This window comes from Hallella absiana (assembly GCF_025457485.1).
Taxonomy (GTDB): Bacteria; Bacteroidota; Bacteroidia; order Bacteroidales; family Bacteroidaceae; genus Prevotella; species Prevotella absiana.
Window position 1 is genome coordinate 1 of record NZ_JAMXSP010000033.1, and the last position, 18,806, is coordinate 18,806.

The 18,806-nt window shown below is 48.6% G+C and carries 16 protein-coding genes and 2 pseudogenes; 8 read left to right on the top strand and 10 right to left on the bottom strand.

Translation table 11 applies throughout. The features are described 5' to 3' along the window. Positions 1-99: 99 nt before the first annotated feature. Positions 100-705, bottom strand: a pseudogene (locus NG346_RS12320) (YWFCY domain-containing protein); the annotation flags it as partial. A gap of 131 nt (positions 706-836) precedes the next feature. Between NG346_RS12320 and NG346_RS12325 the strand changes: the two are divergent. Continuing rightward, positions 837-1,841 (top strand): hypothetical protein, encoded by a 1,005-nt coding sequence (locus NG346_RS12325; protein WP_262288801.1) that lies wholly within the window; start codon positions 837-839, stop codon positions 1,839-1,841. 38 nt (positions 1,842-1,879) lie between these two features. Here the strand turns inward: NG346_RS12325 and traN are convergent, their stop codons facing one another. The 9 genes and pseudogenes from traN to NG346_RS12370 all read right to left on the bottom strand — a co-directional run. Further along, positions 1,880-2,815 (bottom strand): conjugative transposon protein TraN, encoded by a 936-nt coding sequence (gene traN, locus NG346_RS12330; RefSeq protein ID WP_262288802.1) that lies wholly within the window; start codon positions 2,813-2,815, stop codon positions 1,880-1,882. 78 nt (positions 2,816-2,893) lie between these two features. Then, positions 2,894-4,102 carry a conjugative transposon protein TraM gene (gene traM / locus NG346_RS12335; protein ID WP_262288803.1) on the bottom strand — a complete coding sequence of 403 codons (1,209 nt, stop codon included), beginning with the start codon at positions 4,100-4,102 and terminating at the stop codon, positions 2,894-2,896. Positions 4,103-4,113: 11 nt separating this feature from the next. Next, positions 4,114-4,587, bottom strand: coding sequence for a hypothetical protein (locus NG346_RS12340; RefSeq protein ID WP_262288804.1), 474 nt, complete (start codon positions 4,585-4,587; stop codon positions 4,114-4,116). Positions 4,588-4,644: 57 nt separating this feature from the next. Beyond that, positions 4,645-5,241: a conjugative transposon protein TraK gene (gene traK, locus NG346_RS12345; RefSeq protein WP_262288805.1), complete on the bottom strand. Its 597-nt coding sequence runs from the start codon at positions 5,239-5,241 to the stop codon at positions 4,645-4,647. Between the two features lie 27 nt (positions 5,242-5,268). Beyond that, positions 5,269-6,612 carry a hypothetical protein gene (locus tag NG346_RS12350; RefSeq protein WP_262288806.1) on the bottom strand — a complete coding sequence of 448 codons (1,344 nt, stop codon included), beginning with the start codon at positions 6,610-6,612 and terminating at the stop codon, positions 5,269-5,271. A gap of 52 nt (positions 6,613-6,664) precedes the next feature. Next, positions 6,665-7,357, bottom strand: coding sequence for a DUF5045 domain-containing protein (locus NG346_RS12355; protein ID WP_262288807.1), 693 nt, complete (start codon positions 7,355-7,357; stop codon positions 6,665-6,667). Between the two features lie 52 nt (positions 7,358-7,409). Beyond that, the gene (locus NG346_RS12360) at positions 7,410-8,093 is read right to left on the bottom strand and encodes a hypothetical protein (protein ID WP_262280774.1); all 684 of its coding nucleotides are present in this window, start codon (positions 8,091-8,093) and stop codon (positions 7,410-7,412) included. Positions 8,094-8,138: 45 nt separating this feature from the next. Further along, positions 8,139-8,900, bottom strand: coding sequence for a hypothetical protein (locus NG346_RS12365; protein ID WP_262280775.1), 762 nt, complete (start codon positions 8,898-8,900; stop codon positions 8,139-8,141). Positions 8,901-8,932: 32 nt separating this feature from the next. Then, a pseudogene (locus NG346_RS12370) lies at positions 8,933-10,591 on the bottom strand (TraG family conjugative transposon ATPase); the annotation flags it as partial. Positions 10,592-11,088: 497 nt separating this feature from the next. On the opposite strand from NG346_RS12370, the gene NG346_RS12375 reads away from it, so the two are divergent. The 7 genes from NG346_RS12375 to NG346_RS12405 are packed head-to-tail and all read left to right on the top strand — an operon-like array spanning position 11,089 to position 18,799. After that, a complete protein-coding gene (locus NG346_RS12375; RefSeq protein ID WP_262281126.1) occupies positions 11,089-13,410 on the top strand; it encodes a C25 family cysteine peptidase in 2,322 nt (773 codons plus the stop codon). Positions 13,411-13,420: 10 nt separating this feature from the next. Then, positions 13,421-14,401 carry a tail fiber domain-containing protein gene (locus tag NG346_RS12380; protein ID WP_262281127.1) on the top strand — a complete coding sequence of 327 codons (981 nt, stop codon included), beginning with the start codon at positions 13,421-13,423 and terminating at the stop codon, positions 14,399-14,401. Continuing rightward, a complete protein-coding gene (locus NG346_RS12385; protein WP_262281128.1) occupies positions 14,401-14,916 on the top strand; it encodes a hypothetical protein in 516 nt (171 codons plus the stop codon). The genes NG346_RS12380 and NG346_RS12385 overlap by 1 nt, the downstream gene beginning before the upstream one ends. A gap of 25 nt (positions 14,917-14,941) precedes the next feature. Further along, the gene (locus tag NG346_RS12390; RefSeq protein WP_262281129.1) at positions 14,942-16,687 is read left to right on the top strand and encodes an HAD-IIIC family phosphatase; all 1,746 of its coding nucleotides are present in this window, start codon (positions 14,942-14,944) and stop codon (positions 16,685-16,687) included. After that, on the top strand, positions 16,684-17,091 hold the full coding sequence (locus NG346_RS12395; RefSeq protein WP_262281130.1) for a VOC family protein: 408 nt from the start codon (positions 16,684-16,686) through the stop codon (positions 17,089-17,091). Before NG346_RS12390 ends, NG346_RS12395 begins: the two co-directional genes overlap by 4 nt. A gap of 10 nt (positions 17,092-17,101) precedes the next feature. Then, complete coding sequence (locus tag NG346_RS12400) at positions 17,102-17,347, top strand: acyl carrier protein (protein WP_262281131.1); 246 nt, start codon at positions 17,102-17,104, stop codon at positions 17,345-17,347. Positions 17,348-17,350: 3 nt separating this feature from the next. Further along, the gene (locus tag NG346_RS12405) at positions 17,351-18,799 is read left to right on the top strand and encodes an MBOAT family O-acyltransferase (protein WP_262281132.1); all 1,449 of its coding nucleotides are present in this window, start codon (positions 17,351-17,353) and stop codon (positions 18,797-18,799) included. Positions 18,800-18,806: the final 7 nt, after the last annotated feature.

Here is an 18,806-nt window from a genome sequence, read left to right on the forward strand (position 1 = left end):
AAGCCTTCAGGTCATGCCTGAAGGGAATAAGGGATATACCCTTCTTTTTCTATAGATGTGTTACTGTCTTTGGTTAGGCAGCGGCATCTGCCCGCCACGGACAATCCCCCTTGGGCCGATAATGTTAATCCAACCGTGGTTCAACTTCTTCTTGTAGTAATAGACCATGGGGATGTTGACACTGTACTCGTTCTCCTCCTTGTTACGGCTCTGCTCGAAACTCTCGTTTTCGAAGTTCCATTTGTCATCGCCAATCTTGGTGTTGAAGTATTTGGCAATGGCGTCGAGACCCTGATGGATAAGCATGATGCCTATGACAGAGCAAAGGGCGTAGAGGCAGCGGTTCAACGGAAATCCGGAGAAATAGATGTCCCATGCTCCTTTATGAAAGACGAAGCAGAGCAGCGTCATCGTACATCCGGCCACCATCGGATAGACGACCATCGTCTTCATGTTCCACTTCAGGCTCTTACGTGCCTTGGTGCCAATGCAGGTCACACTGACGCAGATGAGTTCCATAACCTTACAGGAGAGGACGCTGTCGAAGACCTTGAAACGGTGGAAGAGTTCAAGGACGAAGGCGGTCATGCGGTTGTCGGAGGTGATGGGGAGGTTCATCACAATCTCAACAATCAGAATAAGGTAGATGCACGAACGGAAGAAGTTGTACATCTGTTGCTGTTCACGGGTTTCTTCCACGATGATATTATTGGTTAAGTGTTAGTAAATGAGTATTCGGGTATTAGATATTAGAAGGCTGGCAATCTTTGAGGGCGACAGTTAACGTTATTCATTCATTTTGAGTAACTTTGCACAAGAAAAGGAAATCAAGGCAAATGAAATCAATTTGTGGCGTCATTACAAGGAATGGTATGTATGCTGTAAGATGTTTGTTGGTACTGACCACCATCGCACTGATGGGCGTGTTGGTCCATTTTCTGCACGACAGGTCGGCCATTTATCCTCCTGCAGCAGCTTTGGCCACAGGCCTGTTGGTCATGGACCGTCGGCCATGGAAGGTAGTCGCGTGGCAGATACCGGGATTCCTGACTGTAGCAGCCTTAACGGGAACAGGTCTCGTCATATGGTTGGCAGGTTACCCCGTCATCGCATTCACAATCGGATTCCTTCTCACCGCCATGCTCCTTCTCTTTGCCCATGCCACTCTCTTTCCGACCTTGGCTACATGTCTGCTGCCAGTGGTGTTGCATATCACGTCGTGGACCTATCCGGTGAGTGTCCTGCTGATGTCTTCATTCATTGTGTTGCTCTCGGCAGGAATCAGCCGGAGTTCGTGCCAGGACATGGCATCCCCACAAATTCCAAGACTTGGAGGTATCACTTCCGTACAGGTACGTCAGTGGACGCTGATAGGAACGGCCATCCTGCCACTGATGTTGTGTGCCGAGTTCCTGCATCAAGGATCCCTTATCGCACCCCCGTTGCTTGTTATCTTCGTCACCCTCTGCCAGCCTGGCGACAAAATGCACCGGCATCCGCGCCGTGTCCTCACCACCTTGTTTCTTGTATCCTGCTGTGGTGTCGTGGGTCGGATGGTACTTATGGATAGCATGGCTCTGCCCCTGGCTATTGTCATGCCGCTGACATGGGCACTTGCTTTCTCTGTGATGCGTGTCACTCATGTCATCATGCCTCCTTTGGCAGCCACCAGTCTGTTGCCATTTGCCATTCCGGGAGATGTGAGTCTCTTTCCCGTCTTTGCTACCTTCGGCGGTGCCTATCTCATGGTCTGTGCACGGACTGATGTCAGACGCTTCTTGAGGCACGGCATGGTCGTTCTGGTGCAAAGGACATCTTATAGTGATTCTCACAGACTATGAGAGTTCGTTCAATCATACATACCTTTTTGTGAGAAGTCTCAGTGTAGATTGCTCAACAGCTCAGGCGCGAAGCCATCTGCATTGAGGATGTCACGGTAGTTGATGTCGAGATAACTGACACGACCGCTTATTTGGTCCTCTGTGATTTCAAGGCGCAGCTTCTTCTCTTCGGGGAAAGTGAGCTTCTTGAGGACGATGACGTTACGGTAGGATTTGGTGAAGTGGTCGGCATGGTTGACCATATACACCGGCGTGAGCTCGATGGTCTGTGAATTCGTGGCCTTCAGTTCTTTCTTGTCCGTCAGCTTGACGCGGATCTCGGCAATATCGTACTTGATGTTGCTTTTGTTCTCCAAGGAAAAGTCGATGAAGAAGTAATCGCCGACCGTATAGATGTTGTTCACCTGCACACGGATGCCGTACTGCTTTGAATGGAGGTTGAAGAACTTCCGGCGGCTTGTGTAGATGGACCAGCAGAGACGGGCCATGTCACCCTGAGTCATGCTCACCTCGGGATGGGTATAATCACGCATATCCTCACGGGTGACGGTATAGACGGAGTTGGCTTTCTTTGGTCCCTTGGTGTAGATGACGTTGAGTTGGGCGATGTGCCGCTCGCCGATGATAGTCACAGTGCCACCGAGTTCTCCGTCCATCAGCACGGACTTCGGCTTGAGACGCACGATGTTGTCGGCGCACTGATTGCCGACGAGCTTGTCGGTAGAGATGTCCACGAGCTTGATGTTCTCCGGCATGATGATGTGCGTGGTCACCTGGTCATTGACGAAAACGGTGGGCTTGCCGAGATTGCTCTCGAAGATGCGCTCATCATCAGACGTGAACTTGTGGATGTAACGGATGCGGACAGTGTCGCCCTTGGCATTGGCTTCTTGGATGCCTCCCGTGCTGCTCTCCGCATGGACGGACAAGAGGGAAAAGACAGACAGAGCGAAAAGGATAAGTTTCTTCTTCATGTTAGTTGTACATTTAGGGTTGTTGACTTCTTGAAACATTTAGCTTCCCTCTCTACGGGAGAGGGGCTGGGGGGGCTTTTACTCTTGCTGTGTGTTGACGAGATAAACAATAGTGTTGTACTTGATGCGCGCCTTGTTCTTGCGGATGTTGTTCGACACGGCGGAGCTGGCACTCTGATACATGTTCTGTAAGGCTTGCAGGGCGATGATTTCCGGGGAGATGCCCGACGAAGAGCCAGTGTCGAACTGCAACTGCTGGCTAGCCACGGCACTGCCCGCATCCCTCACCATCTCACGGAAGGTGGACTCGGGAACGTAGAAGCCCTCCATGCCGTCGTTGTCGAAAACACTGAGGCCGACCTTGATAAACTTGCCACCGACCAGGATGCTCGTGATATTGGCTTTCACGCGCTGCTGGCCGAAGCCGCTCACCACACCATAGAGATAGGAGCCTTTCTTCAGGCGGATGCCCTTCACGGTCACGTCATCGAGGAGTTTGAAACGGAGCCGGGTGCCCTCGCGTGCCTTCGTAGTTCGGTCTATCATCGCACGGATAAGTGGAGCATCGACAGTCTCAGATGTGGCCACGGTGTTGAACCGCTCAGAGTTGTCCTCCTTGACTTTCTCCACGACCTCGGCCTTTTCTTCCTTCTTGTTCGATTTCCTGTGGGTATTGCCAGTGAGCGCATCAATCATCTCCTGCTGGCGCTGCCTCTCCTCGGCTTCCTCAGCCTTGTCACGGCGTTCCTGCTCGGCCATGTACTTACGCTGCCGCTCCATGCTTTGGTTCTGTATACGTTCCAACTCACGGGCATAGTCATTGAGGTCATCCTGCTGGGATCGTCCGCTATAGCCGGTGTAACCGTTGATGCGGCGCATGTTCTCCTGCTGGCTCTTGAGCAGTTCTTCCTGTGCCTTGCGCTCTCGCTCACGGGCTGCGTTCTCAGCTTCTATCTTACTCCATTCGCTTGCGTTATAGCCACTGGTAGTGGTGTCCTTCTCTTCAACCTCGTCACCGAGTGCACCGACGGCAGTGAAGGCCCCGCCCTCACTGAACCGTTTGTTCATGGCAGCCATCTTGCCCTCCATCTGAGCGCCGCGGGCATCGGGAAGGGTCATGTTGATGGAATCGGTGACCACGACTCCAGCTTCGGTCTTTCCCTTGCCATCAAACATTGCCATGAGATAGTAGATGACTCCGAGCAGGGGCAGTATGATTACAGGGGGAAAGATGTACTTGGGCTTCCGGAAGTTCACCTTCTTGAGTTTCTTCAGATTTAGGTTCATAGTTCTGTGTTTTAGTTGTTCTTGTTCGGATGCTTGTTGTCAAGGTAGTTCACCACAATCTCCAGTTGACGGTACTTGACCATGATGTTCACGGAATCCTTATGGCTTTTTACTGGAAGAGCGATGAGGGAGTCGAGGTCGTGCTTGAGTCGCTGTCCCCGGTTGGTCAGGTCGGTGGTCTGTTCCACCTGCAGGCTCTTCAACTGCTGTATGCGTATCATGCCCTCAAAGTCGGGCCTTACGTCCGTCATGCCGTCGAAGAGATTCTGTTCCTTGCTGTCAGAGCTGAATGTCAGCCAACTGCCAAAAATGAGTGACAGAGTGAGAACACCGATGGTGATGGCAACGGTACGCTTCTTATGCTTCTCCGCCCACAGATTCATCTTGTCGATGCGCTCCCTGATTTTGAAGTGCGACAGGAAACTGCGGATGCCCTGGGCGATGTGAGCATCCTTCATGACCTTGGTTCGTTTGAGTATCTTCATATAAATGGTATTTGTCTGAGGGCTTTCCCCCTCCCTCTTAGGGAGGTCAGGGAGGGTCTAATAGTCTAAGTCTTTATTTTCGAGCGTGCGCCAGTTCGTGATGAGCAGTCCGTGGGGATTGTTCTGCGTGCGGGGCACATTCTCAATCTCGCCCACGGTGATGATAGAGCGTTTGAGGTCACGGCTGCGGCGCTTGATGAGCTGCGTGCCGAAGTACTTGAACTTTCTCTCGTGCTCGTTGAACTGGATGGAGTCACATTTGATGGTACAAACAGCACTGCTGGATATGATGTCGGAATAAAAGCCGTTCTCTTCCATCGCCTGTTTCTGCTTCATGGCCGTTCCGTCCGCCATATAGAGAGCCTTACCAAGCGACCACTTGATGTAGTCGTCATCGGGAGGCAGGGTGAAGAAGTACTGGTGAAAGAGCTGGATGTGCGCCTTGGCTTCCATCACGAAATTGGCTTCCTGCATGCTTCTCTCGGCAAGGAAGGGAATGTCACCATCGAGGATGTATATCTGGCTGCGCTCCTGTGCAACAAGACGGGTGCAGTAGAAGACGGTCAGGCCACAGACAACCACGCTGCCGATGACGGTCAGCAGCACGGTCATCAGTGCCAGCCGGGTCTTTTGTTCTAAGGATTGAATCAGCATAACTTTATAAGAGTTAGAAGTTAGGAATTATTTTCCATCTGCTCCCCCCGGTTTATAGTTGGAGTCGGACTTGCCCACATTATTCATACTACGGGCTGAATCCGCACCACGGATGTAGGAGGCTCCGAGACCAGTCTGCGACATGACGGTACGGGAGGCTTGTGCAAACTTACTACCGCCATCACTACGGGACTGCTGTGCCGCACCTGCCACGGAAGCGGCAAGGCTCGCGCCACCTGTGGCGACAGCGGCGGCTGTACCGATTGTAGCTGTCGTGGCACTGATGCCGTGGCTGATGCCTCCCTGTACGATGGTCGTTGCCGTAGAACCGGCTGCCGTTCCAGCACTGGAGCTAATTCCACCGGGGATGAGCCAAGAAGCGACTTCGGGCACGAAGCGGAGGACGTAGGCACCCACGAGCATGCCCATGGCGTACATACAGTTCGAGCCGATGCCCTGCAAGCCCAGCGCTCCTATCTGGTCCCACGAGTTCACCGTTCCCTGCAAGAGCGATTCATATGCTTTGATGTCTGCCCGTAGGTTGTACATCAGGATGAAATCGATATAATAAAGGCACATATACACCACGAAGCCCCATAGCGACAGGGACAGATACTTGCTGATCCACTGCGACCAGGCATTGCTCCATGGCGGAACGATACTGAGGGCGAACATAATTGGAGCAAAGGTGGCCATGATGGTCAGGAAAATGCGTTGGGCGACAAGCATGCCGTAGTATGACATCTGGAAGATTAGCTCTCCGATGAACCTTATCACATCGTTTATCCACTCGCTGACCTTCGTCTCCGCGGCTACGGCGGCACGCTGGGCGTAGTTGTTGATGGTGGAGCCAAGGTTCTCCATGTTATAAATGAGACGATCCCACCAGTGGGCATCCTCGCCAATGGCCTGTACCTGCTTGGCAGTCTCGATACTGTCCTGCACCTCTCGCAAGCGTTTGAGGTAGCCTGCTTGTTTCTCGGCGACTTTCAACTCCAGCGCAGCGACCTCACGGTTCTTGGCCTGTGCCATCATCATAGCAGTTGTCTCAAGTCCCTTGCCAGGTGCTTTCAGAGCCGAACAGATATAGCTGCTCGTTGTGATACAGATGGAGAGGGCGGCGATGCGCAGGAGCTTCATCACGTCCATGCCACGCCGACCGAGCATCATCATCCAGCACTCATAGCTGCCCATACAAAGGGCAAGCAGCAGCCCGAGCGTCTTTGCGATACTCACGGCATTGAAGAGGACGGCGGACTTGGGAAAGGTCTCCATCGCCTCCAACAGCTTCATCAGACTCTGGTCTACTGCAGGGAGACCCATCGTGAGCAGCTGGTTGATGAAAAGTGAAGATAGTTGTAAGTCTATCATAGTGTTGCTTCTTTGTTCATTCTACATCATTGTTCTTTTACTTCTTTATCTTTTAGTAGTATTGCTGCGCCATGCCTACAAGGTGTGCGACACGCGAGACGAGCTCTTCCATCTGCCGTTTGTACTCGATGTAGGCCTTCTCACGTTTCGCGTTCTCAAGTTCGTTGCCAACACCCTGTTTGTGAATGTAGGAGATGTTGCGGCAAACGATGTCGTTCTGCCGGCGGAGCTCATCGACCTGCGGAAACATCTTGCCCTTGCTCTTTGTCAGACAGAAGGCCAGACCCTCAGAGATTGCTCCTTGCATACGTGCAAAATCATCCTTGAACGTGGAATAAACAATGTCAACATTGCGGTCGGTGGCACGGACTACTTCCTCGTCATGCAACTCCTTGATCTTGGCACGCTCTTCTTCGGCTTTCTTGATTTTCTCGGCATCTACCTCCTCAGCTGCTACTCGGCGTGGCATGACGGTCTTGACATTGGACTTGTGTTCCTTGAAGCGGACACGGTAGCCGGACTTAAAGCCCGACCACTTCCAGTAGGTCTCGGCACCGGAGTATTTCTTATGCAGAAAGTAGTAGTACCAGTCTGGTGCGAAGTCCCATGGACCTGTCTCGATGCTGCGCCACTGCTTTTCTTTCTGCTTGTCATGTACTATCTTCTGCGCATTGGCTCTGCCGCCTTCACCGACAGGGAAAGCAAGGGCTATGGTCAGGAGTATAAGGCAAAGGGTCTTTCTCATTAGATTATGGTTTTAGTTTTTGAAGATGGTGGTTGCTCTTTCTTAGCATAGGCTATGCGCTGTTCCAGTTGGCGATGACCTGGTTGGCAATCTCGTCCGTAACCTCAGAGTTGAGGATGTCCCAGATGTAATCATAATGGAATCCGCCCATGACCACGATGCTGCACCACAGGTTGGCCTGGTCGATGATGCCGCACATATTGGTGATATAGCCGTGGAGCTCGTTGACAAGGTTGAGCTTCTCGTCCATGCTCGCCTTCATCACATTCATGCCACTGGCCACCAGTGTAGTGTACATCCGCTTGATGTTCTTGATCTCACGGGCACAGGCAAGGTTGGCCTCTGTGTAGTACCATGCCACCATGGGCTTCTTGAAGGCATGCTTGCCCGTGTTCTTCGTGAAGTCGGCATAGTCACGGATGAGCTTGTAAAGGTCGGTGCCCGTCGTGGCGATGGCCGCACCGAGGATGAGGTAACTATGGGCATTGCTGAGCTTCGTGTCAAGCGTTGTCCGCACGTTGTTGAAACCCTCCGCACCTTTCGTGATGAGCGATTGCTCGCCATAGCTGGCCGTTACCTGTGCCAAAGCTTTTTCTTCCTCCTTCTTGAGAAGCTTGTGGAGACTGATAAGAGCCTCGATGGTCGGTTGGTCATTGGGGTAGTCGAAGGCAAGGGCTTTAGACGGGCAGAGAATGGCGACGGCCAAGACACATATTATAATGGTATGGTACTTCATAGTTCTGTCGGTTCTTGATTGTGATTACTCCTCCTCTTTCGGAACTTATAGGGCGTTCCAGTCATGTATGAGTCCATCTACAATGTACTTGGTCTCGAAAACGGTTGCCCACGTCACAGGGTCGAGGGTATAGAAAGCGTCGTTCCATGAGCCGTACTCGCACATCATCACCATCACATCCATCTTGTACTTCATCTCCAACAACCGGGAGTAGATTTTGTTGGCCAGCGTCAGGCGGGTGTAACGGTCCATGAAGTTGTAGCCGTCACCCTGTCCCATGTTGTAGCGTCCGCCGCCGTCGGGTATCTTCTGGCGGATGATGGGATTATTGGGAAGGCGTATCTTACCGTTGTTCACGATGTCGATGAAGTCATGGATGAGCCCCTCGGTCTCGATGACTACATCAGCAAGCTCGTTATAGCAGAGGATGGAGTTCTTCACGGGGTGAGAAGTGATGAACTTCGTCACCGTGGGGATGCCGGAGAGGATGTCGGCACTGAGCAGAAAGATCTCCTTGTAATAGGCTGTCTCCTCGCCAAAGCCCTTGACATTGGTCATGGACAGCTGGTAGAGTTCCTTGATGCCCTCCATGACAGCAGTGTACTGGAGCGTTTTCTTTTTCTTGGCCGAAATGGTGTCGATGCGCTCGTTGTGCTTATTCTCGATGAGCGACTGGGCTGTGGTGTTGGCTGTCACCTGGGCTGTCGTCCATGGATCGGCGACCATCTTCCAGTAGGCGGAGACTGGGAGGGAAAAAGTAAATGAGGCAAGGATGAGGGCGATGCCCCTCGCTGTTTTCTTCTTCATGGCTTGCATCGGTTAGTAGTTGAACTTATCGTTTAGCTGCACTCTGTACTACTTGTATGGTTGTCCATAACTCTTTGTTGTTGATTGACTTTCACCGCGAAGTCAAGGTAACGCTTGAAGCCGAGTTGCTGGCGGTCTTCCTCAATTTTAGTGATGGCGGTCTGGATGTCTCCGTAGTGCCTCTCATAGACTTTCAGGGCTTCTTTCTCGGCTCGTTCCGTGGTGTAGGCCCAGTAGCATTCGGGCGGTTCCTCCACGCCATAGACATCGGAGTACTGGCCGCGGCATATCCACACCTCCTTGAAGTAATTTCTATCCTCGTGGTTGTTCAGGGCATTGACGGTGAAGATCTGCTGCTTCTGTACCTGTGTCAGTCCGAGGATGGCACTGATGTCGTCATACCTGTCCTTGAACTTAGATTGGTCGAGGAGGATTTTCACGTCAGAGTTGTTGATGATGGCTTCCTTGACAATGGGTGAGTCTATCACGTCGTTCAACTCTTGCGTCACCACACCTGCTATGCCGTGGAACTTTCTCACCGTCTTATAGAGGTACTTGATGTACTCTGCCATGGTCGGTGATGAGATGGCCTTCCACGCCTCCTCGATGATGAGTGCCTTGCGGCCTTTCTTGATGCGCATCTTCTGCAGGAACACGTCCATGATGATGAGCACGACGATGGGGAACAGCACGGGGTCGTCCTTGATCTTGTCAATCTCGAAGACGATGAACTTCTCGTCGAAGAGGCTGGCATCTACGTCGTTGTTCAGCGTGTGCTCAAGTTCTCCGCCTTTGTAGAACTGCTCCAGGATGGCGGCGAAGTTGTCGATGTCGAAGGTGATGCCTTTCTCTCGCATGATCTGCGGGATGCGCTCGATGGCGAACTCATAGTAGCTGTTGAAATTCAGCTCACTGACGTTCATCTTCTGCCGTTGCCGCTCCATGCGGTCGATGCGCTGCTCTATGGTGACGAGGTAGTTGCCCTCGATGAGCTGGGGCATCAGTCGCATGAGCTGGCGGTTGGCGGCGACCTTCTCGCCGTCGGTGGCGGCCTTGTCGTTGATGAGGTCATGGAGTTTGTTCACCTTCCGTTGGATTCGTGCGTAGGCTTCCTTCTCCTCAGCAGTATGTAAAGGACCATCACTGGCCACACGACAGCCATCAGCAGTATGGAGAGAATTGTATTCAGAATCCTGTCCGCCAAAGGCAGATGGATCTTCGGGTGTTTCGGAGGTAGGGATATCTGTTTCATATTCGGTTTGCTTATATTTCTCTTCCAATTCCTTGCTGTGCTTCTCGTAGGTGCCGTTCTTCTTATCTTCTAAGAGCAGACGCTTACGGAGCTGGTCGCGCTCAATATCTGTGAAGTGACTGAATGGCTTGAAAAAGGTTTCATAATACTCCACGATAGTCTGGTTGACAATCATGTCCTCAATCTTCGTGGGAGCCTCGCTGCCCTTGAAGATGAGGAAGATGAGCGACTTTAGGAAGTTCTTCTTCTCACCAAAGTTCTGCGCGTACTCGGTATCCGTAATCTTGAACGGGTTCATAGAGATGGGCTTCTCCTTCGAGTAGGTGATGTAAGTGCCTTTGAAATAGCGGCATATCCCCTCGTAACTGTCACCGGTGTCGACCATGACCACATCGGTATTCTGCTCCAAAAGCTGACGGACGACGCTGTTCATGTGGAAATATAATGTTGCTTGATTTTCAAATAGTTACGGGGTAAATGGTACAAAAATGTGCATGATGGTAAAGGCTGTGTTTAGCGACTACTAAGGCTGTTGTTCTATCTATTTATTATAAGACATTAAGATTGTAAGTTTTATTATTAACATTTTTTTAAGTGTATTTTTTTATTTATAACTTCCGTATCTGGAAAATTTTACTTAATTTTGTAGCGAACTAAAATAGTAGGGATGGAGAACAAAAGTCTTGGGATGATCATACGTGAGGAGCGAAAGAAGAAAGTCCTTACGCAAGCACAGTTTTGGAAGCTCGTTAGCCTGAGGACGTCTCTTGTGTAATAATTGAGCATGACACGCCAATAACTCCTGAGGTAGCATCATTCATTCTTGGCAAGATAGCTTAAATTCTTGAAGATAAATTCTGAATTTGCTTGGAAGCAAACAAGTTTTGCATCATTAAACAAAAAAATATGTCTTGTTGAATATAAAAATATCATGCTATGGCAAAAAGATTATTACTAATGTTCTTATGCAGTTGCCTATTTTTATTTGCTTATGGGCAACAGAGCATACACTTGTCCAGCGGTTTAACTGAAGACAATGTGTTGTTGAGCGCACCAACGAGGAACCTAAAAGTTTTGCAAGATGGTGTGGAGGTAACGTATGTATTTTCAGTAGCAAACATCCAAAAGGATGATTTGTATGAGGGAACATACTTGTGGAAAATGGATGGATTTGGATCCGAAGACGAGACTTCAAAACCATCGGTCTTGCAGAGGACGGATCAAATTCAGATCCCTTCAGGAAAGACGGCATCGGTCGAGGTCGTGTCTGCCGAGTATAAGGAGTACAACTACGAGTTGGCACCCGCTCGCCCGCCACTGACAGATAGTGGCAATGAGACCTATACAAAAAACAACGTTAAGCCGATAGACGTTTCTTTAGGTATTTACCCGAAAGATGTTGTTCGCAAAATTGACGAGCAGGTCTATCGCGGTCAGAAAATCCTCAATGTTGAGGTGTTTCCTATTCAATATGACGTAACACGAAAGGTTGTCAGAGCATATACTAAAATTGCATATAAGGTCAAGTTCGTAGATGCAAGTACACGCAGTAGTCTTGATGATGTTGTTGCCACTCCTGCCAGCATTTCGGCTGACGACTCGTTCTTAAAAAATACTACCATTTCAAGTTCTCCTTCGGCTAGACTTGAAGCATACAACACATTAGGCCAGAACAACACGAAAGGCTATCTAATTGTAACCATACCCAAGTATGCTGCCGCAGTAAATAGACTTGCTGAATGGAAAAGAACCCTTGGATACGATGTAACTGTTCAAGAGAAAGATAGTTGGAGCACAGAGGAGGTAAAAGGCATTATTTCCAACCTCTACAACAAAGGGAATCTTTACTATCTACTTTTATTTGGAGACTATGAAGATGTTCCTTCGTACACTTCAAAAACTATGGGCATATCACATGTGTCAGACTTGCGGTATGGATGTATGGATGGTGCCAACGATAACACCCCAGATATCCACAGAGGAAGAATATCTGTCACGAATATATCAGAAGCGAATACAGTAGTTGACAAAATTATCCAGTACGAGAAAAATCCCGTGTCTGATGCAGCGTTCTATAATACAGGTGTAAATTGTGCATATTTTCAGGATTTGGATATGGATGGGTATGCAGATAGAAGATTTGCCCAAACCTCCGAGGATGTTAGGAACTATCTTACCAATTTAGGTTATAATATTACTCGTATATACACAGCGTATACTAACGTAACCCCCCAAAAATGGAGTAAATATTATTCACGCGGAGAGGATATACCTGCTGAATTGAAAAAGCCATTATTTGCATGGAATGGGAGTGTTACTGATGTAAACAACGCTATTAACCAGGGAGCTTTCTATGTGCTTCACCGGGACCATGGCGATGTTGGTGGATGGGGAGACCCTACATACCAAAGTAGTGACATTTTGAAACTAACAAACGGAAACAAGCTTCCTGTTGTATTTAGTCTAAACTGCTTAACAGGTCAATACAATGGTAAAACTTGTTTCGCAGAAACTTTTCTTCGCAAGCAGAATGGTGGCTGCGTTGGTATTTTGGGAGCAACAGAAGTTAGCTACTCAGGCCCTAATGATGTTTTTGCAGGAGGTTTGTTTGATGCGATTTGGCCAAATCCAGGATTAAGAATAGTCCTACCTGGTCAAAATTCCACAGGCACAACTCCAACTCCAACTTTTGCAATGGGGCAAGTCTTGGATCAGGGGTTTGCACGTCTCGCTGAGATATATGGCTCCAATAACTCTTACACCCAATACACAAAGGAATTGTTCCATTATTTCGGTGATCCAAGTATGCAAATATATACTAGTAAGCCTACGGAGTTTACAAATGTTCAAATTGTCAGAGGAACAAACAATGTAACCGTTAGTTTGTCTAATACCAGTGCAAACATTTCGTTTTACGACAAAACTACGGGCAAAGTGCTTAGTTATATAGGAAATACCGCATCTTTTTCTACTACAACTCCACAAAGCATTACGGTATGCGTATCGGGACATAATAAGATTCCCTTTGTACAAGAAGGCATAGGCACGTCTACTATATATATCCAAAATGAAACTGTAAGTGGTTCAAGAACATATGATGCAGACCTTATCAAAATTGGTTCTAGTGTTACATCATCGAAGCAGACGGGACCAGTAGTATTCTCTAATGGTACAATCAATCTTAATGCAAAAGAGATAATTATTGAGCCAAACACTACCATTAATGAGTCAACAACAATTAAGTCAACCATTAAATAACCTCATAATTATGAAAACAACTGTTAAATCGCTATTAACTGCCATTATCGCAGTTATTGCTTCATTCACTTTTAGTCTGAATGTACACGCACAGATTAGCTATTCAGCTAATGGGTTGAGCATCCAAGGTGCTCCCAAACATGCATATCTCGGCATGACAATTGACAAGTACCTAGGCATGTATTGGACGTGTAAGGGTAGCAACTTCTTCCAATTGGATATCTCGCCGGAAAATCCACGAATCGCAGGCACGGGCGATCAAATTGTGTTCTACAATTCAGCAACTAAAACCTTTAACAGTATTCAAGTCGCTAATGTATATAACTATTCTGATGCACGGGCCAAAACAAATATTCAAACTTTGACAACAGGCATGGACAAGCTATTGTCTTTACACCCTGTATCATATAATTGGAAAGAGTCAGCACTTGACAAAAGTTTGATGAAGAGTAGAGCAGCCGTCGCACAAAATTCTCCTTCATCTAACGTTGCTTATGGACCAGAATCTGATAGCAATACCCAGTATGGTTTCTTAGCGCAAGAAGTTGAAAGTGTTTTGCCTGAAGCTGTACATACTGACGAGGAAGGACACAAAATGATTAATTATACTTCGCTTATCCCCATGCTAGTTCAAGCTGTACAAGAACTAGAAGCAACGGTAGAAAAGCAGTCTGCTGTAATTGCCCAATTGCAAAATAGCTTGAATGGTAACAACTACGCAATCAAATCAACAGGGAATGGTAAAATCCTAAATGTAACTCCAAATCCTGCTACCGGAAATGTGAGCATAGATATAGAAGTTCCTTCAAATACTTCCAATGTGTGTGTGTTAATTAGCAATTTATCCGGAATTAAAGAATACTTCAAACGTATACCCAAAGGCTGCAAAAACATTGTGTATGACGCTAGTTCGCTGTCATCAGGCATTCACATAGTATCGTTGTCTGTAAACGGAATAATTGTTGATAATCATAGATTAATAAGAGAGTAATGATGAGATTTTATATCTGTATATTCTCATTGCTTATAGTTCTCTTCTCGTGTACTACAGAGGAGAGAACTATTTCAAGCATATCAGTTTCCGAAGTATCCAAGTCCGCATGCAAAGGGAATAGTTACGCAAAGACAACACGCAGTGCAGTTGATTCAGAGGAGAAAACGTCTCTCATTATTGGAACATTAACGAACCAGTCATCAAAGTGTACTTTTGAAAATATTGCTGGAAATTGCGACCTCAATAAAATCTATGTTGCCGGTGCATTGCAGAATGGTACTATCGTGATTTGCGTTTATAAGACAGAGAAGACCATGGCAGACTGCTATTGTGATTATGATGTTAGTTTTAATTTAGGTAATATCGAAGGAAATAAATACCCCATAAAAATCTATGTTACTGATGGTTTACAGAAAACAGACACGGGTAGGTTGATTTATGAAGGTACTGTAACGTTTTCAAAAAAAACGGACCTCATCCAGCAGATAGATATACCTAAAATTACTTTGTAATCATTTAGTTAGTGCCTATTATTTTATGGATCGATTATCATTAAAAGACCTCAAGCGGTTGAGCAAACATCCATCCCCCAAAAGCCCTATTCTTCGCGTCGCTCTTATCGGCGATACGGCAACGCAGTTTCTGGCGACGGCAATTCGTGGTTTTGGCGTGGCAAAGGGATACAATATAGACCTATACGAGGCTGAATACAATCAAGTGTATCAACAGTTCATGGATCCTGACAGTGAGCTTTACAAGCATGACGCTGAGTTCATTGTCCTCTTCCAGTCCACCCACAAGCTCTGCGAGAAGCACAGCCTGCTCTCCACGCAAGAGCAGACTACGGTTGCCGACGAGCGACTGCGCTTTGTTGAATCAGTGGCGGAATTGCCGCAACTGCAAGGCAAGAAGCTTATATGCATGAACTATCCGGAAATCGAGGATGCGGTGTTCGGCTCCTACGCAAACAAGGTGGAGTCGTCGTTCTCTTTCCAAGTGCGCAAGCTCAACTTCGGGTTGATGGAGTTGGCTCAGCACCATCCCAACTTGTTCATCTGCGACATCACCGGACTGCAAAACAAGTTCGGCCGCGACTTCATGTTCGACGCCAACATCTATGTCAGTACGGAGATGGTGCTCAGCGTAGATGCTGTACCCTATGTGGCGGGCAGGGTGATGGACATCATCTGTGCTTGCAAAGGGCAGTTCAAGAAATGTCTTATCCTCGATTTGGACAATACTCTTTGGGGTGGCGTGATAGGCGACGACGGAATAGAAGGAATACAGTTAGGCCACGGTCTGGGCATCGGCAAGGCTTTCACTGAGTTTCAGATGTGGGTAAAGAAGTTACGCCAGCGCGGCATTATCATTTGTGTGGCATCGAAGAACGACGAGGACAAGGCTAAGGAACCATTTCAAAAGCATCCTGACATGGTGCTGACATTAGACGACATTGCCGTGTTCCAAGCCAACTGGGAGACGAAGGTCGATAATATCAGAACCATTCAGAGCATCCTTAACATCTCGTTCGACTCCATGGTCTTCCTCGATGACAATCCCTTTGAGCGCAACATGGTGAGGGAGAACATACCGGGCATCACAGTGCCCGAGCTGCCCGAGGATCCCGCCGAGTATTTGGAGTATCTCTATTCGCTCAACCTCTTTGAGACTGCCAACTACAGCAGTGAGGACAAGGACCGCACCAAGCAATACCAGGTGGAAGCCAAACGTGTCTCGTTGAAGAAGACCTTCGGCAGCGAGGCCGATTTCCTTCGGTCGTTGGGCATGGTCTCTACGGTCAGCGGCTTTACGCCATTCAACACACCGCGCGTGGCACAGCTCTCACAGCGCAGCAACCAGTTCAACCTGCGCACGGTGCGCTATACGGAGGCTGATGTAAAGGCCTTGGCCGATGATGACAAGGTGGTTGACTTGAGCTTTACGCTGAAGGACAAGTTCGGTGACAACGGACTGATTGCCGTGGTCATCATGAAAGCCTTGGACAGCGAGACCCTTTTCATCGACACGTGGCTGATGAGCTGCCGTGTGTTGAAACGTGGCATGGAGAACTTCACGCTCAACACGATGGTGGAAGAAGCCCGCAGACGCGGCTACAAGAAGATTGTCGGTGAATACCTGCCCACACTGAAAAATCAGATGGTAAGGGAACACTACGACCAGTTGGGCTTCACCAAGACAGACGAAAAGGCCGACGGCGCCAAGAGATACGAACTGAACGTCGATGACTATCAGCCCAAGGAATGTTATATTGTAAAAGCATGAGCACCGTGGATTTTCAATTGGAACACATCGGCTATCTGACAGACGACATCGACCGCACGGCCCGACAGTTTGATCTGTTGGGCTATCATCAGGGAGATACGGTTGACGACGACAGGCAAAAGACCAAGATTTGCTTTCTGCGCAAGGAAGGTGAAACGGCCATTGAACTCGTTCAGCCCTACGCCGACAACGCCACGATGCTGCGCATGCTCAAGAAGCATGGCTGCGGTCCTTATCATCTGTGCTATGCCTGCGACGATGTGGACAGACTGTACCAAGAGCTGACTGAGGAGGACTGGACACCCCTCTTCAAGCCCGTGGAAGCCCCGGCTTTGGGCAACCGCAAGATATGTTATTTTTTCAATGCGGACATGGGATTTGTGGAATTAGTAAACAAAAAATAAATAAACAACAATGGAAAGAAGTGATATCTTCAAGAAAGTGAATGAAATCTTTTGTGACGAGTTGGACAACGACGACATTGTGTTGACCGATGAGACGACAGCCGACGACGTGGAGGAATGGGACTCGCTGAGCCACGTACAGCTCATCGTTGCCATTGAAAAGGCCTTTGGCATCAAGTTCACGTCAAACGAAATCCTCAGCTGGAACAATGTTGGCGAACTGATTGACTCTATAGAGAAACGACTCAAGGAATAAGCGATGACCATCAATTCACTTGTGTTTCTGCTCTTCTTTTTGCCAGTTTTCGTCCTTTACTTCAGTGTATGTCGTAAGCACGCGAACTGGCAGAACGTACTTCTTCTGATAGCCTCCTACTTCTTTTACGCCTACGCTAACTGGAAAGCCGTACCAATTCTTTTGGTGAGTACCATCGTCACCTATTATTTAGGTGTAGGCATTCAGCGCGCGCGGGAAGACAATCCACGGAAGGCATCTCTATTGACTAACCTTGGTGTCTGGTTGGGCATTCTGCTTTTGCTCTATTTCAAGTACCTGAACTTCTTTATCAGTTCGTTCGAGGACTTGTTCACGGCAATGGGGTTCCATGTCAGCCATCACACGTTCAAGATTATCCTGCCCGTAGGCATCAGCTTCTTCACGTTCAAGCTCATCAGCTACCTGGTCGAGATTCACCGCAGAAAGATGTACGCGGAGCGCGACTTCATCCGTTTTGCTACCTACGTGGCCTTCTTCCCCACCATTCTCTCCGGCCCTATTGACCGTCCGAAGGCCTTCCTGAAGCAGTTGGCTACGGCTCATCAAATGAATTGGGCCGACATCGCCGAAGGCTGCAAGCGCGTGCTGTGGGGTATGTTCAAGAAGATGTGCGTGGCCGACGTGATTTGCGGCTACACCGATGCCGTGTTCAACAACTATGCGCACCACAACGCTACCTCGCTGACCATTGCTGCCGTGCTCTACTCCTTCCAGCTGTACGCCGACTTCTCCGGCTATTCCGACATGGCCATCGGTGTGGGCAGGATATTGGGTATCAGGAGCTTGGAAAACTTCCGCCTGCCGTTCTTCGCCGTCAACATCACGGAGTACTGGAAGCGGTGGCACATGACGCTGACCAGCTGGCTGACCGACTATGTCTTCACACCGTTGAACCTCAAGTTCCGCAACCTCGGCATGTGGGGACTCAACTTGGCCGTGATGATTAATCTTCTTGCCATCGGTGCCTGGCACGGAGCCAACTGGACGTTTATACTCTTCGGCTTCTATCATGGTTGCTGCCTCATTTTCAACAACTTGATAGCCAAGCGGCGCAAGCTCTTCGAGAAGGCGCATGGCTTAAAGAAGAATACGGCCTACCGCTACGCACGCATCGCGAAGATGTTCCTCTTCGTGACCTTCGGCAACATCATTTTCCGCAGTAACACTATCACTGATTTCCTCGGCTATTTGTCGCAGTATTCTTCAGGCTTTCTCTATCCCTATGTTGCCCAGCGCGTAACGTTCATCATGTATTTCCCGCCACTGCTGCTCATGCTGTTTAAGGATTGGAAAGACGAGGAGAAGTTCAACATCCATTTCTTCCATTCGCCTAAATGGTATGTCCAGGCAGTGAGTATGGCTCTGTTGCTTGCCGTCATCCTGTTGGAAGGAGAGTTTAACGGACCACAGTTCATTTATTTTCAATTTTAGATTCCGT

What these genes read in the sequence shown, in the direction of transcription:
- NG346_RS12400 (WP_262281131.1), top strand. Translation starts at nt 17,102, where the DNA reads ATGGAAAGAAGTGATATCTTCAAGAAAGTGAATGAAATCTTTTGTGAC.
- NG346_RS12405 (WP_262281132.1), top strand. Translation starts at nt 17,351, where the DNA reads ATGACCATCAATTCACTTGTGTTTCTGCTCTTCTTTTTGCCAGTTTTC.
- NG346_RS12395 (WP_262281130.1), top strand. Translation starts at nt 16,684, where the DNA reads ATGAGCACCGTGGATTTTCAATTGGAACACATCGGCTATCTGACAGAC.
- NG346_RS12350 (WP_262288806.1), bottom strand. Translation starts at nt 6,612, where the DNA reads ATGATAGACTTACAACTATCTTCACTTTTCATCAACCAGCTGCTCACG.
- NG346_RS12360 (WP_262280774.1), bottom strand. Translation starts at nt 8,093, where the DNA reads ATGAAGTACCATACCATTATAATATGTGTCTTGGCCGTCGCCATTCTC.
- NG346_RS12380 (WP_262281127.1), top strand. Translation starts at nt 13,421, where the DNA reads ATGAAAACAACTGTTAAATCGCTATTAACTGCCATTATCGCAGTTATT.
- NG346_RS12385 (WP_262281128.1), top strand. Translation starts at nt 14,401, where the DNA reads ATGATGAGATTTTATATCTGTATATTCTCATTGCTTATAGTTCTCTTC.
- NG346_RS12390 (WP_262281129.1), top strand. Translation starts at nt 14,942, where the DNA reads ATGGATCGATTATCATTAAAAGACCTCAAGCGGTTGAGCAAACATCCA.
- traN (WP_262288802.1), bottom strand. Translation starts at nt 2,815, where the DNA reads ATGAAGAAGAAACTTATCCTTTTCGCTCTGTCTGTCTTTTCCCTCTTG.
- traK (WP_262288805.1), bottom strand. Translation starts at nt 5,241, where the DNA reads ATGCTGATTCAATCCTTAGAACAAAAGACCCGGCTGGCACTGATGACC.
- NG346_RS12375 (WP_262281126.1), top strand. Translation starts at nt 11,089, where the DNA reads ATGGCAAAAAGATTATTACTAATGTTCTTATGCAGTTGCCTATTTTTA.
- NG346_RS12325 (WP_262288801.1), top strand. Translation starts at nt 837, where the DNA reads ATGAAATCAATTTGTGGCGTCATTACAAGGAATGGTATGTATGCTGTA.
- NG346_RS12355 (WP_262288807.1), bottom strand. Translation starts at nt 7,357, where the DNA reads ATGAGAAAGACCCTTTGCCTTATACTCCTGACCATAGCCCTTGCTTTC.
- NG346_RS12365 (WP_262280775.1), bottom strand. Translation starts at nt 8,900, where the DNA reads ATGAAGAAGAAAACAGCGAGGGGCATCGCCCTCATCCTTGCCTCATTT.
- traM (WP_262288803.1), bottom strand. Translation starts at nt 4,102, where the DNA reads ATGAACCTAAATCTGAAGAAACTCAAGAAGGTGAACTTCCGGAAGCCC.
- NG346_RS12340 (WP_262288804.1), bottom strand. Translation starts at nt 4,587, where the DNA reads ATGAAGATACTCAAACGAACCAAGGTCATGAAGGATGCTCACATCGCC.